This is a genomic window from Flavobacterium sp. MMLR14_040 (assembly GCF_033657265.1).
Lineage (GTDB): Bacteria > Bacteroidota > Bacteroidia > Flavobacteriales > Flavobacteriaceae > Flavobacterium.
This window is the reverse complement of sequence record NZ_JAWVWO010000003.1, coordinates 84,189-99,834: the sequence shown is the minus strand read 5'-3', so window position 1 is coordinate 99,834 and position 15,646 is coordinate 84,189. Positions and strand designations below refer to the sequence as shown.

The window sequence follows — 15,646 nt, the reverse complement described above, 5'->3', positions numbered from 1 at the left end:
TCGGGATTCGCAAAGATTTTTAAGTTTTTCATTTTAAAGATCGCAAAGCTTAACTCAACGTTGAAAAATGCGACTCAAACTGATTACTGAAACTGTGACTGAAAACTATTTTACGCCTGTGCTTCCAAAACCGCCCTCGCCTCTTGATGTTTCAGAAAGCTCTCCAACTTCAATCCACTCAGCTCTTTCGTGTTTGGCAATAATCAATTGAGCAATTCGTTCTCCATTCTCGATTACAAATTCTTCGTTTGATAAATTTACTAAAATTACGCCTATTTCTCCTCTGTAATCAGCATCAACAGTTCCTGGAGAATTTAAAACAGTCACTCCTTTTTTTGCAGCCAGACCGCTTCTTGGTCTTACTTGTGCTTCGTAACCTATTGGTAATTCAATAAAAAGTCCCGTTTTTACAATGGTTCTTTCTAATGGTTTTAATGTTATCGATTCCGTTAAATTCGCACGTAAATCCATTCCTGCCGAAGCAATTGTTTCGTAATTTGGTAATGCGTGTTGTGACTTATTGATTATTTGTATTTTCATTTTTTATTTTAAAGATTAAAAAGTACAATTACTTTCTATTCATAATTCCTTTGATTGTGTTTTTTTCGTTATGATAAACAAAATAGATAAACGCTAGTAATAACGGGATTCCAACAAAATAATTTTCTCTAAATCCATAAAAAGAAATAGCCGAAAACAGAATTGAAATACCCAAATAAGCGCCAATTTTATTCATATCATAAGGTATTGGATAATATTTATTTCCTAAAATGTATGAGATTAACATCATACTTCCGTAAGCCGAAATTGTTGCAATTGCAGAACCATAATAACTGTATTTTGGAATTAACATATAATTTAAAACCAAAGTTACAATCGCACCAACTATAGAAATGTAAGCGCCTATTTTTGTTTTGTCCGTCAGCTTATACCAAACCGATAAATTGTTGTAAATTCCTAAAAAGAAATTGGCCAGAATGATTAAGGGAACGACTTTCATGGCTTCCCAATAGGATTTATTGTCAAGCAAAAGATATTTTAAAACATCTGCAAAAACAATTACTCCCAATAAAATAAGCGATCCAAAAATCACAAAATATTTAGTAATTACTGCATATGTTTGTGGAGCATTTTCACTTTTTGCATGACTAAAAAAGAAAGGTTCAATTCCTAACCTGAAAGCTGTTGCAAACAAAACCATAAACAATCCTAATTTATAACAGGCCGAATAAGCCCCAACTTCTGACTTGGCCAAATTTTCAGGCAACAAATATCCAAGTAAAATTTTGTCAAAATGTTCATTAACTGCAAAAGCAAGACCGGCAACCAAAATTGGTAAACCGTATTTCATCATTTTTTTCCAAAGTACAGGATCAAATTTTCTGCCCAAATAAAGATAATTTGGGGAAAGCACGACAAATGTTGCCAAACTTGCCAATAGATTTGCGATGAAAATATAAGCAATCTGGAAATTTTCTACATATAAGTTATCCCAAACCGAATTAGGATTTGCAGCTGCAAGTTTTGGCAGGTATATTAAAAAGAAGAAATTAAGCAACATATTAATTACTACGTTTCCTATTTTTATGGCCGCATAAACCATTGGTCTTTGGTTGGCTCTTAGTTTTGAAAATGGAACCAAAACCAATGCATCCAATACTAATATCCAAACCGAATAAGTGATATACTGAGCGTCGACTTCTGCCCAGTTTGCTAAGGTATTTCTAAAAATTAATGCTGCAAAAAGAAACCCGATCGAAGACCAAAATATTGAAATTGTTGATGTTGCAATTACATTTTGCTTATCTTCTTCGGCACTGTAAAATCTAAAAAAAGCGGTTTCCATTCCGTAAGAAAGTACCACGTTAAAGAAAACCATCCATGATAAAACAATCGAAACTTCTCCGTATTCAGACGTTGGTAAAATCCCGGTATAAAGCCGCACTAATAAAAAACTTAGCATTCGGGGTAATACTGTCGCTAATCCGTAAATAGCCGTTTGTTTGAATAGATTTTTATATAATCCCAAAATATGTATGTAATAAAGTTTGTAAGACAAAAATAACCAATTCTTTCGTTTATTATTGATTTTGTTGATTCAATAAAAAAACTTAGACATAATTTATACTGTTAATTTTTTTTCGTCTAAAATTTTAACAAAATGAAAACCCTTTGGCCCGTAACCTTGATTGTAGTAAAAACGGTGCGCCGCAAAATTTCCAGTAAAAGCATCCAGGACAATACTGCTGCAATCCAGATCTATCGCTTTTTGTTCAATATAATCCGTTAGTATTTTTCCAATTCCTCTTGAACGAAATTCAGGATTCACTACAAAATTATCGATTTCAAGATATTTACCTGTCCATAATTTTGTTGCCGACCAACAGCCGGTAATTCCAAGACAAACTTCATTTTCAAAAACTCCAATCTGAATATAGTTATGAGGTACCATTTGAGAAAGATATTCCTCGTATTTCTCAATGGAAAGATTAGGATAAAGAAATCGCATCGTTTCAATTTGCTGCAGCATTTCCTTAATTGTAGTGAGTTCTTGTATCTGTAGTTTCATTATAATAGTAAATGGAAGTCAAAAATACTCAATTTTTTTATAGCCACTTATAAGATACAAAACTAAAACATGTGAAATGTATAAAATTTTCATAAAAATTATATAACTTTTTTTACAACTTCTCTTCTTAAATTTGTATCACAGGGATTGAGAAAGCTAAATACAACCCTTATAAAAAAGGAAGCACTGGGACTGATAAAGCTTGTTTGTTCCCATAAAAGACAAAGCCATAAGGGATTGATTCTGCTGTATTGTAACCCTAAAAAAACAGAGCATTGGGACTAATAAAGCTAGTTTGTTCCCATAAAAGACAAAGCAAAAGGGATTGATTCTGCTGAAATGTAACCCTTAAAAAAACAGAGCATTGGGACTAATAAAGCTAGTTTGTTCCCATGAAAGACAAAGCATTGCAGATTTTTATCTGTCAGTAATTTTATAAAATGGTATTGATTCTCGGTTTATGAATGAATTGAGAATCACCATTTTATAAGTTTCATTTAAAAAAAGAAAACTACAAACTACTATAAATAAAAAGAGCCAACAAATAATTGTTGGCTCTTTTTTTGTGTTCTCTGTGGCAAAAAAATAATTAGTGAGTATAATTCTCTTTATGTTTCCTCACAACATTTAGTCCTATTCTTCTTTATTCTTTAATTCAAGATTAACATTTTTCTTTGTTTCTTGTGGTTCAGGAATGTCTTCTTCGGTAAGTGTTTTTAAAACTTTATTGCTGATTTTTTTTAATTTCACAATTCTGTTAGCCTGATTCTGAATACATTTTTCAAATAGGTTTCTAACAACTCTGGCATTTCCAAAACTCTCGTTTTTACTTTCGTATAATAAATCAAAAGTATCTGTTAATTTTTCTTTTGCATCTTCAGAAATAATAAAATCAGATTTTGAGCAAAATGATTCAAAAATCTCAAATAATTCTGCCGGAGTAAAATGATTAAAATAGAAATATCTATTAAAACGAGATCGCAATCCTGGATTAGATTCTATAAAAATTTTCATCGGCTCCGTATATCCAGCCACTACAACTGCCAAATCTTCCCGATGATCTTCCATTCTTTTCAGTAATGTATTTACGGCTTCGGCTCCATAATCATTTCCAAATGCATTTTGATTTAAGGCATAAGCTTCATCAATAAATAAAACACCGCCAAGACTTGATTCTACAGCAGTGTTGACTTTTGTGGCTGTTTGTCCAACATAACCGGCGACCAAACCTTCTCTGTCTGTTTCAAACATTTGACCTTTGGATAAAAATCCCAAGTGTTTAAAAATTCGGCTTAAAAGTCTTGCTACAGAAGTTTTTCCTGTTCCAGGAGGCCCCAGAAAAACAGTATGCAATGTAATTTCAACATTTTTTAATCCTTGTTTCGAACGTTTTTTTTGTATTTCTAATAAGTTGATTAGTTCCGAAACATCTTTTTTTACTTCTGCTAAACCAACAAGATCGTTTAACTCTTTAAGAACTTTTTCGAGCGTGTCTTCTTCTGGCAGATTGTCTATTTCTTTTTGATCTGTTTTTGGTTTGTTCAGATTTAAACCTAAATAATTACTGAAAGCTGTTGCATTTTCAAATTTTCTATCAAATGCAAAATGAATGAAATTTTGATATTTGATTAGAATTTCTTCTATTTTATTGTTCTTTTTTTCGGATAAAACTTCTGGAAGTAAATATTGATTTTGTTGTGCATTTGAAATTGCTATCTTATTTTCTCTTTTGATTTTTAAAAGATGATTTTTAAAATTCTCTGTAAAAACCAACTGATTAAGTTCATTTACAGAGTTTTGATCTGCAAAATGATTGTTGCGCAAAGCATCATAGTAATAAGCCAAAACAAACTCTTGTTTTTCGTTTTTCGCGCCAGGTTCTCTTTCGTAAAGAGCAATAATATCAGAAAGAAAAAAATGTTCTGTTTTAAACAATAAACCTTTCGAAAAAACCGGATTTACGGCTTCATTTATCTTCTGAATAAAATCTGCATCCTGATTTAATGCATTGCAAATTTCAAGAATCTGTTTCGTTTCTTTTTGCAGCGCTATAATAAATGAAGCCGTAAAAACGGCTTCATTCATAGATATATTTGTTTCTAAATATTTTTTTAGAGACAAAAATGATTCTTCAATAATCGATATCGGATTGTTCTTCTTTGACATATTCTAACTTTAAGAAATCATCATTTGATGAATAATTTCTTTTGATAATTTTAAATGATCATCACAATAATCTTTCCAGGCCAAGTCCATGTCTCTTAAGTCATATTTGGCTACAATTGTTCCATAGTTTTCTTTTTTACCATTAATGGTTGGATGCCCAATAACATAAATAGTCTGCGCCAATTCTATCGCTAATTCGATGTCATGTGTAGAAAAAATAACCGTATTAAAATCAGACGAATTGCTTAACAGTTCGAAAGATTTTTTTACCTCTGCAATATTTCCAACGTCTAAACCTGAAAAAGGCTCATCTAAAACAATAAACTGATCAGAAGAAAACAGCTGTTCTATAATAGCTGTTCTTTGTCTTTGTCCTCCTGAAAGTTCATTAGGATATTTGTCTTTACAATTTTCTAATCCCCATTCTTTCAGGTATTGCTTTATTTTTTCATCCTTTTCAGTATTAGAAAGTGTTGTTTTTCTTAATGAAAATTTCAAAGCCTCAGTAACTGTCTTATGTCTGAACAAGGTATATTTTTGATCTACAAAACCAATGTCGCCTTCGCATACAGATTTTGCTGCATTAGGTTCTTTGTTTTCAAAATCCCGTATTAATATTTTTCCTGTATTGGTTGGAATTAATCCTGTCAATGCTTTAAAAAAAGTTGATTTTCCTCTTCCTGATCTTCCAACAAAAGCGATAACTTGTCCTGTGCATTCAACTCCATCGCGAACTACATCTTTTTCTATAAGGCTTATATCTTTTATGATAACGGTATCATCATATGCAACGCTAAGATTTTCTACATACAAAAGCGTCTCTTTATATTCGTGTTTCATGATTATATTTTTGAATATCTAAATAGTGCTTTTCTTAAGTAATTTATTCCTGCATCTAAGCCAAGACCTATTAATAAAATAATGATTTGAAGCGCAATGATTCTTCCGGTATTCATGAATTTATCTGAGTTTTTTATCAAAAACCCTAATCCTCCGGAAGCCACCACGATAGATTCTACCGTAACTAGCATCATCCAGGTTATGGCAAGATTTTGTCTGATTACATCAATTACATAATCTATTCTTCCTAAAATAATAACCTGCAGGAGAACTTCCCAACGGGTACATTTTAGCATTTTGGCGTGATCAAATTCTTCTTGGGGAATATCTTTAATAACCGCAATTAATGACGTTGTCAAAAAAGTAGTAAGGAAAATTACTAAAATCCAAACCTGCATTGCTCTTGCTTCATGAACAACCATCGTTATATAAAATGAAAGTCCGGTAAAAGGCAAAAATCTAAATTTTGTAACAAATTCAGAAATTGATTTTAATAACGGAATTGGCCAGGCATAGGCAAATAATAAAGAAATTATTGTAGCCAAAAAAATTGAAATAAAACATAAAGACAATGAATTGAAAATATGTACAACTAAACCTTCCCTATACAAATCCTGAAAACCTGTTAAAACCTGAGAAGGAGAAGGGAAAAGATGTTTTTCACCAGAGGTTGTTGCAAACCAAATAATAATCAAAAGAACTAACCAGCCTAATAAAATAAGCGTTCTGTTTTGTTTTGATATTTTTTCGAAAGGAGTTAAAATTTTTATCATGCTAATTGTAAAAAAGGCTACCTATAAAAGATAGCCTTTTTTTATTTTTTATTTTAAGAAAGTAATAACTACACGTCTGTTTAAAGCTTTTCCAGAAGCAGAATTATTATCTGCAATTGGATCGGCTTGACCTTTTCCGTCAACTAATTGGAAACGGCTTGCAGGAATTCCTTTTTGTTTTAAGTAATTTACAACCGCTTCTGCTCTGCTTTTTGAAAGAGCTAAATTAGAATCTGGATTTCCAACATTATCAGTATGTCCAACAACTGTTAGTTTTGTGTTTTCAGCCTGTACCAAAAGATTGTAAATTTTTTCTACTTCTTTACTAGACGAGTTTGAAATGTCAGCACTTCCTGTATTGAAATTAATTTTCCATTCTCCAGAAGCTACTACCTCTTTTGCTTCTCCACTATAATCTGCTTTATCTGCAGAAGTAGATTCGATATCGTTGATGTTTTTCAAAAAGAATAAGTTTACCGCCTGATCGTAAGGAACAACAGCTCCTACATTTTCATTAAATCCAAACGGATTCAATTCTGTCAAATATCCTGAAACCTGATTATAAACAGATTTGTATCTGTTCACACCATCAGACAAACCAAAATATTGCATTGCATCAGCATAATTAAAGACTTTTGAACCACCCATATTATAAGTCAATCCAGCTTTTGTTCCTTGTTGTCCTTTGAACATTTTGTACCAATAATCAGCTGTTTCAATTTTATAAGTATCAGCAACTGCTTGTGAAGCTCTTACTTTCCAGTCTTCATAATTTTTCATTTGGTTTGAAGCCGTCAATGCCGATTTCAAAATATTAGAAACGATATCTGGATTTTTCACAGCCCATTCTTTCACTCCAATAAGAGCTGTTGGCATTTGGTTATTGAATTCTTTTGTAGAAACAATGTCAACAAAACCTGTCAATTTATCAAAAACCGTTTTATCTCCAGGAGTCCATGTTGCACAACCGTCGATTTTTCTGTTAACTGATTTCCCTGTTAATTTTCCATCTACAACTTCTTTCAAAGTAACTGTCCAGCCTGTTGTTTGAGATTTGATTAATTCTTCTGCTGATTTAATATAATCATCATTTTCTGATGGATAAATATTTACCGCTTCTGCATCGTAAGTTGTTGGATCAGGATTTACTTTTAATCCGTTTGCAAAACAATAGTTTACGGTTGTAACCCAGTCACCATCTCCGAGTACCGCAGAGATAACTGAACCTTTCATAGATTTTGGATCTGATTTCCAGCTTGGTGGTCCAATCAACTTATCTTCACCATAACTCATACCTACAACACCCATAACTTGTAAGTGGTATTTGTCTTTTCCGTATTTTTCGTCTAATGATTTTTGAACAGAACTAATATAAAATGGCGCTCCGTCACCCATAATCATAACAGCAAAAACACTTTTATCTGAAGAAGGAAAAGCTTCACCTTTATCAAATTCCTCGATAAATTTCATTTGCATATTACGCAATTCTGAAAGCCAGTCCTGACGGATAATTTCAAGATTAACTCCGTTTTTTTCCATTAATGATCCTTTTGTTGTTTTAGGACCACCATTAGAAACGATAATTCCAGACTGTGCATTCCAGGCATAAGCTCCAATTTTCACTAAAGGTTTGTCTGCAACTTCTGAAGATATTTCCGTAGACGGAAGAGCAATTTTTGCGGCATTCGTAACATTATTTACATCTGTTTGATTCAGTTCAATTCCGTTTAATTGTTTTGAAACAGCAGTCTTGATTCCTGGAGATAAGTAATAAACGCCTCCTAAAATTACAGCAATTCCAGCAATAACGATTAATAATTCAGAAAACGTCGTTAACTTTTCTGTTCTTAAAATTTTTCCCATTTTTATTTAAAAATTAAATTTACTTGTATTAAAAAATATCGCCAAAACCTCCGCCGGATAATTTATCTTCTTTGGTCATTTTATAGTTTGGACTTGTATATTTTGTTGAATCCGGAATTGTATTATCTCCTGTTTTAATTTCATCTGCTAATGAATCTAATCTTGAATAAAGCTCATCATTATCAACAGAATATTTCGATGTCAGCGCATCGATATCAATAAGGTTTTCTGAAGTTTTAGCGATATCCTGAGCAATTGTAGATGTCACAACTTCCAGTGCATATTCTAATTCCCAGTCTTTAGTAAACAACATTGCGCTTTTTGCACTTTCTGTTGCTTCTTTAGCATTCTTTGCAAATTCATATTCTTTTTGAAGCATTTTTACTGTAACATCAAAATCAGCAATTTTGATATCGATAGCTGTTCCTGCCAAAGTCAGTTTACGATCCATTTTTCCTAAAACGTTGGCACGAACACCATATTTTTGAATAAAACTTTTGCTTTGTTCGTATTGTGTCGAAACTCTTTGAGAATCACTCAGCTTTCTGGCAAGCTCACTTTGCAGGGCTACATACTCATCTGTATCTTTGGCAGCAATTCCATTTTGTTTCACCATTTCATCCATAGCTGATTTAAGTTTTTCAGATTGACGCTGTAAACTCAAAACATCTTCCTGAAATGCTTTTGCCTCTTTTTCAGATTTACTGGCTTCTATTTCCATCTCATTTTTAAGTCCTTTAAGCTTTGCTTTAGTGTTCTTAAAAACTTCACGATTTTTGATCATTTTTTGTTTTTGCTCTTCTAATTCATTAAAAGGATTACTTTGAATTAAGGCTTTATGAATGTTTTTTGTTGCAAAACGAAGTGCCTTCATAATAACCGGAGCCATCATAACTAAAAAAACCAAAAATACACCTGTTGCAGATAATGCAATTGCCTGACCCAACATTGTAAATAATGGCGGAATTATATATGTCCAGATTAAATAACCTCCAACTCCTAACAAACCTAACGCTAAAGCCAAAAACAATGACTTTTCTCCTTTTTTAAGCGCACCTGATTTTAGAGCAATTTCTCCTTTAGACTCGTCAAAATGTTTAAGTATTGGCAATGTCAAAAGTGTGCTTCTTTCTTGTTCGAATTTGTCCATTATAAATATTGATTAATTCCTGTTATTACAGTATTGATTGATGATAATATTTTTTGTTTTGCAAGGTTGTTAGCTTCCATTTTTAATTGAATTTCTGAAAGCTGCTCCATATTAACAGGATCAATTTTTTGAAGTTCTATTTTTTTAGCTTCTAATTCTTTTTGAAGTTCAACAATTTTTGCTTCTAAATCAGAAATGCTTTTAGATAAATTATACTTTTCTTTCGTAATGGTATTATCTAAATCTGCTTTTTTAGTTTTACCTATCGTATCATATTTAGCATACACTTTTTCGATTTCTGCAATATAAAAACTTCCTTTTTGTAAAAGAAATTCTTTAGTCAAATCAGATCTAATTGATTTGCCCATTGCAAAAGCCATCTGATAACTTTGCGGATTTGTAACTCCAACTGCCATAACAGATTTATAAAGTTCGAAAAAATCAAAGCCGGCCTCATTCAATGACTCAAAACCTTTATCATAAACTTCAACGATTTCGTTTAAAAAAGGATTTGTCAGTGAACCTGTCGGAAACGATTCTGTAACTTGATTCGGAAATTTGTTATCAGGAGCTGGTGAAATGGGCGTCGATGATTGAGCAGCAGTTTTGCCCTCAGAATTATTATTAGCCTCATCATTAATGAAAAGACTTTTCCAATTAAAACTTTCTTTTGCCATTGTTTATAGTGAATCTATTTTTAATAACTTTTTGGTTGTTAAATGTTATACGCAGAAAGTGTTAAAAAGTTACTAATTTAAAAGCCTAAATATATACTTTTTTACAATTTAAACATAACTAATTTATTATCAGGTACATTTTATTTGTATTTAAATATGTAAAAAAATATTATTGCTTTTCGAAAATACGATTGTATAGTAATTTTTACCTTATAAAGATAAACACCAAATGTAATTAAAAAAACAGTTCAATTGTAAATCAAAAAAAAATATTTATAGGTTATTTCTTATTTTTATTATTGTTGTAAATAATAAATATGGATGAATCTTTAAACAAAAAAAGAGGGCCAACAAATGTTGGCCCTCTTTTTATATTCTTAAAATAAAATTATCCGTTCAAAGCTTCTGCTCCACCAACAATCTCTAAGATTTCATTAGTAATCGCTGCCTGACGCGCTTTATTGTAAGTCAATTTCAATTGATTTCTCAATTCGGTTGCATTGTCAGTTGCTTTATGCATAGCTGTCATACGTGCTCCGTGTTCTGAAGCAAATGAATCACGAATACCTTTATACAGTTGTGTTTTCAATGATTTAGGAATCAAAGTCAATACAATTTCTTCTTTTGAAGGTTCGAAAATATAATCTCCTGCTGAAACTGCAGTATCAGATTTAATTGGAGCTAAAGGCAAAAACTGCTCTGTCTGAACAATTTGAGTCGCAGCATTTTTAAACTGATTGTAGATTAATTCAATTCTGTCGTATTCTCCAGATAAGAATTTTTCAGTAAGATTATCAGCAATCCCGGCAACGTTTTCAAAAGTTAAATGATCGAAAATTGCATTATGATGACCGTGAACTTTATGCGTTTTACTTAAAACGTCATTTCCTTTTTTACCAATAGCAAAAACGTCAACTTGTTTACCAGCGTAAAATTCAGTACGGTTTTTAATCTCTTTAATTACATTTGAATTGAATGCACCACATAAACCTCTGTTTGACGTTATAGCAACAAGCAATACTTTTTTTACCTCACGTTGAGTTGTGTAATCACCACCTACTTCACCATCAAGTGTAGCAGAAAGATTTTGTAACAGCTCTGTTAATTTCTCGGCATAAGGGCGCATTGCAGTGATTGCATCTTGTGCTTTCTTAAGCTTTGCAGCAGAAACCATTTTCATTGCCGATGTAATTTGCATCGTCGATGAAACGGAAGTAATTCTATTACGGATTTCCTTTAAATTTGCCATTAATTTTATGTTTATTGTTTTTAGTTTTTAGTTTATCGTTGGGCGAACCGCAAACAATAAACCAAAAACTATAAACTAATATTTAGATATATTTTGCTGAAATTTCTTTTGCCGCTTTTTCGATAACATCAGTAATGTTGTCATCTAATTTACCAGCCTTCAACGCATTAAGCGTATCTTTATGCTTACTGTTTAAGTAAGCAATAAAATCAACTTCAAATTCTTTTACTTTATTTACAGGAACGTTTCTTAATAAGTTTTTAGATCCAGCGTAAATAATTGCAACTTGGTTTTCAACAGGATAAGGATCGTTTAAACCTTGTTTCAAGATTTCAACGTTTCTTTTTCCTTTTTCAATTACATTTAAAGTAACAGAATCCAAGTCAGAACCAAATTTAGCGAAAGCTTCCAATTCACGGAATTGAGCCTGGTCTAATTTTAAAGTTCCAGAAACTTTTTTCATTGATTTAATCTGAGCATTACCTCCTACACGAGATACAGAAATACCTACGTTAATAGCAGGACGAACTCCAGAGTTGAACAAATCTCCATCAAGGAAAATCTGACCATCTGTAATCGAAATTACGTTTGTTGGGATATATGCAGAAACGTCACCAGCCTGAGTTTCAATAATTGGCAAAGCAGTTAATGAACCACCACCTTTTACGATAGACTTGATAGAATCTGGCAAATCGTTCATGTTTTTAGCAATTCCGTCATCAGCAATTACTTTACAAGCACGTTCTAATAAACGAGAGTGTAAGTAGAAAACGTCTCCAGGATATGCCTCACGTCCCGGTGGTCTTCTTAATAAAAGAGAAACCTCACGGTAAGCAACAGCTTGTTTAGATAAATCATCATACACAATAAGTGCCGGACGACCTGAATCTCTAAAGTATTCTCCAATTGCAGCACCTGCGAAAGGAGCATAAACTTGCATTGGAGCTGGGTCAGAAGCATTTGCAGCAACAATAACTGTATAAGCCATTGCACCTTTTTCTTCTAACATTTTAGCAATTCCTGCTACAGTTGAAGCTTTTTGCCCAATTGCAACATATATACAAAATACAGGTTTTCCTGCATCGTAAAATTCTTTTTGATTTAAGATTGTATCGATACAAACAGTTGATTTACCTGTTTGACGGTCACCAATAACAAGCTCACGTTGTCCACGACCAACCGGGATCATAGCATCTACTGCTTTTACTCCTGTTTGTAATGGCTCAGTTACCGGCTGACGGAAGATAACTCCAGGAGCTTTTCTTTCCAAAGGCATTTCGTATAAGTCTCCACCAATTGGTCCTTTTCCATCAATTGGAAAACCAAGAGTGTTTACTACACGTCCTACCATTTGCTCACCTACTTTAAGAGAAGCGATACGTTGTGTTCTTTTTGCTGTTGATCCTTCTTTGATTCCTGTTGATGGTCCTAAAAGTACCACACCAACATTGTCTTCTTCAAGGTTCAATACAATAGCTTCAAGTCCGTTGTCAAATTCAACCAACTCACCATATTGTACATTCGATAGCCCGTAAATACGAGCAATACCGTCTCCAACTTGAAGTACTGTTCCTACCTCTTCTAGCGTAGCACCAGATTCAAAACCTTCTACTTGCTTTCTTAATATTGCTGAAATTTCAGCAGGTTTGATTTCCGCCATCTTAATTTATAATTTAGACACTTTTATGTGTAATAAAACTAATTACTTAACTCTCTTTTTAATACTTGCAATCTGTTTGCCACAGAAGCATTATATTGATTATCACCTATTCTTAAAATAAATCCTCCAATAATTGCGGGATCTACTACATTTTCAATTGTAATTTTTTTATCTGATAATGTCGCAATTTTAGCCAAAACTTTAGCTTCCAATGCTGCATCCATTGGAATTGCTGTTGTAACTGTTGCTACTTCAACACCATTGTTTTCATCAAATAATTTTTTATATTCTAAAGCAATTGCTTCTAAAATTTCGAATCTTTTGTTTTCAAATAATAAATGAAATAAACCTTTGGTAACTCCATTTACATTTGCAAAAACTTCTAAAAGAGCACTTTCTTTCACTTCAACTTTTGTAGTTGGGTTTTGAATAAATGTACTCAATTCTTCATTTGTTTCAATTGCTGATGCAATTGTCTTCATGTCGTTATTGACAGCTTCGGCAACACCTTTAGAGTTTGCTAAGTCTAGAATTGCTTTTGCATAACGAATTGCTGCTCTTGTACTTGCCATAATCTTAGTTTAACTTTACGTCACCTAACATTTTCTCCACTAATTTAGTTTGAGATTCTTTGTTAGATAATTCATCTTTCAATAATTTTTCAGCAATGCTTAATGATAGCGTTGAAACTTGTAATTTCAATTCTGCCATTGCAGCATTTTTTTCGTTTTCGATAGCAGCTTTTGCCTGCTCGATCATTTTTTGACCAGCCTCTTGCGCTTCGTTTTTAGAATCAGCTATCATTTTCTCTTTCATTTCACGAGCTTCTTTCAACATCGCGTCACGTTCAGCACGAGCTTCATTCAAGATTCTTTGATTATCAGCTTGCAAGTTTTCCATATCTCTCTTTGCATTTTCAGCAGAAAGTAATGCATCTTTAATCCCTTCTTCTCTATCTGTAATAGATTGCATGATAGGTTTCCAGGCAAATTTTACTAAAAGTAAAATTAAAACCAACAAGATTAAAGCTTGCCAAAAGAATAAACCGAATGAAAAATCGTTAATTAACTTATCCATTTTATACTATATTAAAATATTTAATTTCTTTTTTTAAAAGGTAACAACACCTTTAACCAACCGTTAAAGATGTTGTTATTTTCTTCTTTATTATTTTCCTAAGATTAAAGCAGCAAATGCTAAACCTTCTAATAAAGCCGCGATAATAATCATCGCAGTTTGAATTTTACCAGCAGCTTCTGGCTGACGAGCAATCGCGTCCATAGCAGATCCACCGATTTTACCTAAACCTAAACCTGCACCGATTACTACTAAACCTGCACCTACTAAAGTTGGAATTGTTCCCATAAGTATTTATATATATAAAATTAAACTTCTAAAAAAAATTAAATGATTGCTGTTTCATCTTCATGGTGATGTGCGTGATCATGATCCTGAACAGCCATACCTATAAATAGTGATGATAACATGGTGAAAATGAATGCCTGTAAAAATGCAACTAAAACTTCGATAACAGAAATAAATAATGTTAATCCTAAAGAAATTGGCAAATCTGCAGCTAAATTTTTTCCAACAAAAATCATTGCAATTAAACTCATAATTACTACGTGACCCGCAGTGATATTTGCATACAAACGAATTAATAATGCAAATGGTTTTGTTAATGTTCCTAACACCTCGATTGGCGCAAGGATAATTTTCATTGGTACAGGAACTCCCGGCATCCAGAAGATGTGTCCCCAATAATCTTTGTTTGCACTAAATTGTGTAATGATGAAAGTAAACATTGCCAAACAAACTGTGATTGCAATATTTCCTGTAACGTTAATTCCTAGTGGAGTCATACCTAATAAGTTTAACACCCATACAAAGAAAAATACGGTTAATAAGTAACCCATATATTTTCTGTATTTTTTCTCACCAATATTTGGAACAGCGATTTCGTCTCTGATAAAAATAATTAGCGGTTCTAAAACTCTTCCAAATCCTGTTGGGATTGGTCCTTTTTTATATGATTTTGCTAAACCGGTAAACATGAAGAATAATAGTACTGCAACAAAAAGCATTGACACAACATTTTTTGTAATAGAAAAATCTAACGCTTTTTCATTTTCAGGATGCCCGTGCTCATTAAAAGTAATGGTTCCGGCAGCATCTGTTTTGTATATTTTACCGTGAACAAGTTTGTAGAAGTTTCCATCAACTTCTGCAACTTCTTCTCCATGGTGTAATTTTGAAGACGAGAAAATTTTCAAACCTCCGTCAATAAGAATAACTGGTAATGGGAAACCATAATGCTTATTTTCTTTATCATCTGAAAAGAAAACAAAATCATGGGAGTCTTGTAAGTGGTGATCAATAAAAGCATCAACTTTTGCTTTTGGATCCTGTGCTACATGTTCTGCTTCTGCATGATTATCATGTGAAACAACTTTCTCTTCATGAGCTACCTCAGTTTGTACATGCGTTGTGTCATTCTCTGAGTTTGCAAAACCCGATACTGGAAGACAAGCTACTAAAGCTGCAAGAATAAATTTAAGCGGTCTGTTTGAAATCACCATATCTGTTAAAAATCTTATTTTTACGTTTCTGAAATTTGGTGCAAAGGTACATTTTTTATTAATATTCAAAAGGATATGAAAAATTATTTTTAAACCTTGTTTTACAGAATCGTTATTTTA

General features: G+C 32.5%; 15 protein-coding genes. All 15 read right to left on the bottom strand.

The window, feature by feature from the left end; all coding sequences use genetic code 11:
• Positions 1-105: 105 nt before the first annotated feature.
• Positions 106-540, bottom strand: coding sequence for a dUTP diphosphatase (dut, locus tag SD960_RS05625; protein WP_042564863.1), 435 nt, complete (start codon positions 538-540; stop codon positions 106-108).
• Between the two features lie 28 nt (positions 541-568).
• A complete protein-coding gene (locus SD960_RS05620) occupies positions 569-2,029 on the bottom strand; it encodes a lipopolysaccharide biosynthesis protein (RefSeq protein WP_318801853.1) in 1,461 nt (486 codons plus the stop codon).
• 93 nt (positions 2,030-2,122) lie between these two features.
• Positions 2,123-2,569, bottom strand: coding sequence for a GNAT family N-acetyltransferase (locus tag SD960_RS05615; RefSeq protein ID WP_318801369.1), 447 nt, complete (start codon positions 2,567-2,569; stop codon positions 2,123-2,125).
• A gap of 633 nt (positions 2,570-3,202) precedes the next feature.
• The gene (locus SD960_RS05610; protein WP_318801368.1) at positions 3,203-4,735 is read right to left on the bottom strand and encodes an AAA family ATPase; all 1,533 of its coding nucleotides are present in this window, start codon (positions 4,733-4,735) and stop codon (positions 3,203-3,205) included.
• 9 nt (positions 4,736-4,744) lie between these two features.
• Complete coding sequence (locus SD960_RS05605; protein ID WP_115844600.1) at positions 4,745-5,575, bottom strand: ATP-binding cassette domain-containing protein; 831 nt, start codon at positions 5,573-5,575, stop codon at positions 4,745-4,747.
• A 2-nt stretch (positions 5,576-5,577) separates the two neighbouring features.
• The gene (locus tag SD960_RS05600; protein ID WP_318801366.1) at positions 5,578-6,348 is read right to left on the bottom strand and encodes a hypothetical protein; all 771 of its coding nucleotides are present in this window, start codon (positions 6,346-6,348) and stop codon (positions 5,578-5,580) included.
• Between the two features lie 48 nt (positions 6,349-6,396).
• Complete coding sequence (locus SD960_RS05595) at positions 6,397-8,211, bottom strand: OmpA family protein (protein ID WP_318801365.1); 1,815 nt, start codon at positions 8,209-8,211, stop codon at positions 6,397-6,399.
• Positions 8,212-8,239: 28 nt separating this feature from the next.
• The gene (locus SD960_RS05590) at positions 8,240-9,361 is read right to left on the bottom strand and encodes a hypothetical protein (protein ID WP_318801364.1); all 1,122 of its coding nucleotides are present in this window, start codon (positions 9,359-9,361) and stop codon (positions 8,240-8,242) included.
• Entirely contained in the window at positions 9,361-10,038 is a 678-nt protein-coding gene (locus SD960_RS05585) for a hypothetical protein (protein WP_318801363.1), read from the bottom strand. The genes SD960_RS05590 and SD960_RS05585 overlap by 1 nt, the downstream gene beginning before the upstream one ends.
• A 388-nt stretch (positions 10,039-10,426) precedes the next feature.
• Positions 10,427-11,287 carry an ATP synthase F1 subunit gamma gene (gene atpG, locus SD960_RS05580; protein WP_318801362.1) on the bottom strand — a complete coding sequence of 287 codons (861 nt, stop codon included), beginning with the start codon at positions 11,285-11,287 and terminating at the stop codon, positions 10,427-10,429.
• 82 nt (positions 11,288-11,369) lie between these two features.
• Complete coding sequence (gene atpA / locus SD960_RS05575) at positions 11,370-12,947, bottom strand: F0F1 ATP synthase subunit alpha (protein ID WP_318801361.1); 1,578 nt, start codon at positions 12,945-12,947, stop codon at positions 11,370-11,372.
• Between the two features lie 38 nt (positions 12,948-12,985).
• A complete protein-coding gene (gene atpH, locus SD960_RS05570; RefSeq protein ID WP_318801360.1) occupies positions 12,986-13,519 on the bottom strand; it encodes an ATP synthase F1 subunit delta in 534 nt (177 codons plus the stop codon).
• A gap of 4 nt (positions 13,520-13,523) precedes the next feature.
• Positions 13,524-14,024, bottom strand: a complete 501-nt coding sequence (locus SD960_RS05565) for a F0F1 ATP synthase subunit B (RefSeq protein ID WP_318801359.1) — start codon at positions 14,022-14,024, stop codon at positions 13,524-13,526.
• A 90-nt stretch (positions 14,025-14,114) separates the two neighbouring features.
• A complete protein-coding gene (gene atpE / locus SD960_RS05560; RefSeq protein ID WP_008465835.1) occupies positions 14,115-14,312 on the bottom strand; it encodes an ATP synthase F0 subunit C in 198 nt (65 codons plus the stop codon).
• A 38-nt stretch (positions 14,313-14,350) separates the two neighbouring features.
• Positions 14,351-15,526: a F0F1 ATP synthase subunit A gene (gene atpB / locus SD960_RS05555; protein ID WP_318801356.1), complete on the bottom strand. Its 1,176-nt coding sequence runs from the start codon at positions 15,524-15,526 to the stop codon at positions 14,351-14,353.
• Between the last annotated feature and the right edge of the window lie 120 nt (positions 15,527-15,646).

Coding starts and splice junctions, on each gene's coding strand:
- dut (WP_042564863.1), bottom strand. CDS start 540: ATGAAAATACAAATAATCAATAAGTCACAACACGCATTACCAAATTAC.
- SD960_RS05615 (WP_318801369.1), bottom strand. CDS start 2,569: ATGAAACTACAGATACAAGAACTCACTACAATTAAGGAAATGCTGCAG.
- SD960_RS05610 (WP_318801368.1), bottom strand. CDS start 4,735: ATGTCAAAGAAGAACAATCCGATATCGATTATTGAAGAATCATTTTTG.
- SD960_RS05605 (WP_115844600.1), bottom strand. CDS start 5,575: ATGAAACACGAATATAAAGAGACGCTTTTGTATGTAGAAAATCTTAGC.
- SD960_RS05600 (WP_318801366.1), bottom strand. CDS start 6,348: ATGATAAAAATTTTAACTCCTTTCGAAAAAATATCAAAACAAAACAGA.
- SD960_RS05595 (WP_318801365.1), bottom strand. CDS start 8,211: ATGGGAAAAATTTTAAGAACAGAAAAGTTAACGACGTTTTCTGAATTA.
- SD960_RS05590 (WP_318801364.1), bottom strand. CDS start 9,361: ATGGACAAATTCGAACAAGAAAGAAGCACACTTTTGACATTGCCAATA.
- SD960_RS05585 (WP_318801363.1), bottom strand. CDS start 10,038: ATGGCAAAAGAAAGTTTTAATTGGAAAAGTCTTTTCATTAATGATGAG.
- atpG (WP_318801362.1), bottom strand. CDS start 11,287: ATGGCAAATTTAAAGGAAATCCGTAATAGAATTACTTCCGTTTCATCG.
- atpA (WP_318801361.1), bottom strand. CDS start 12,947: ATGGCGGAAATCAAACCTGCTGAAATTTCAGCAATATTAAGAAAGCAA.
- atpH (WP_318801360.1), bottom strand. CDS start 13,519: ATGGCAAGTACAAGAGCAGCAATTCGTTATGCAAAAGCAATTCTAGAC.
- SD960_RS05565 (WP_318801359.1), bottom strand. CDS start 14,024: ATGGATAAGTTAATTAACGATTTTTCATTCGGTTTATTCTTTTGGCAA.
- atpE (WP_008465835.1), bottom strand. CDS start 14,312: ATGGGAACAATTCCAACTTTAGTAGGTGCAGGTTTAGTAGTAATCGGT.
- atpB (WP_318801356.1), bottom strand. CDS start 15,526: ATGGTGATTTCAAACAGACCGCTTAAATTTATTCTTGCAGCTTTAGTA.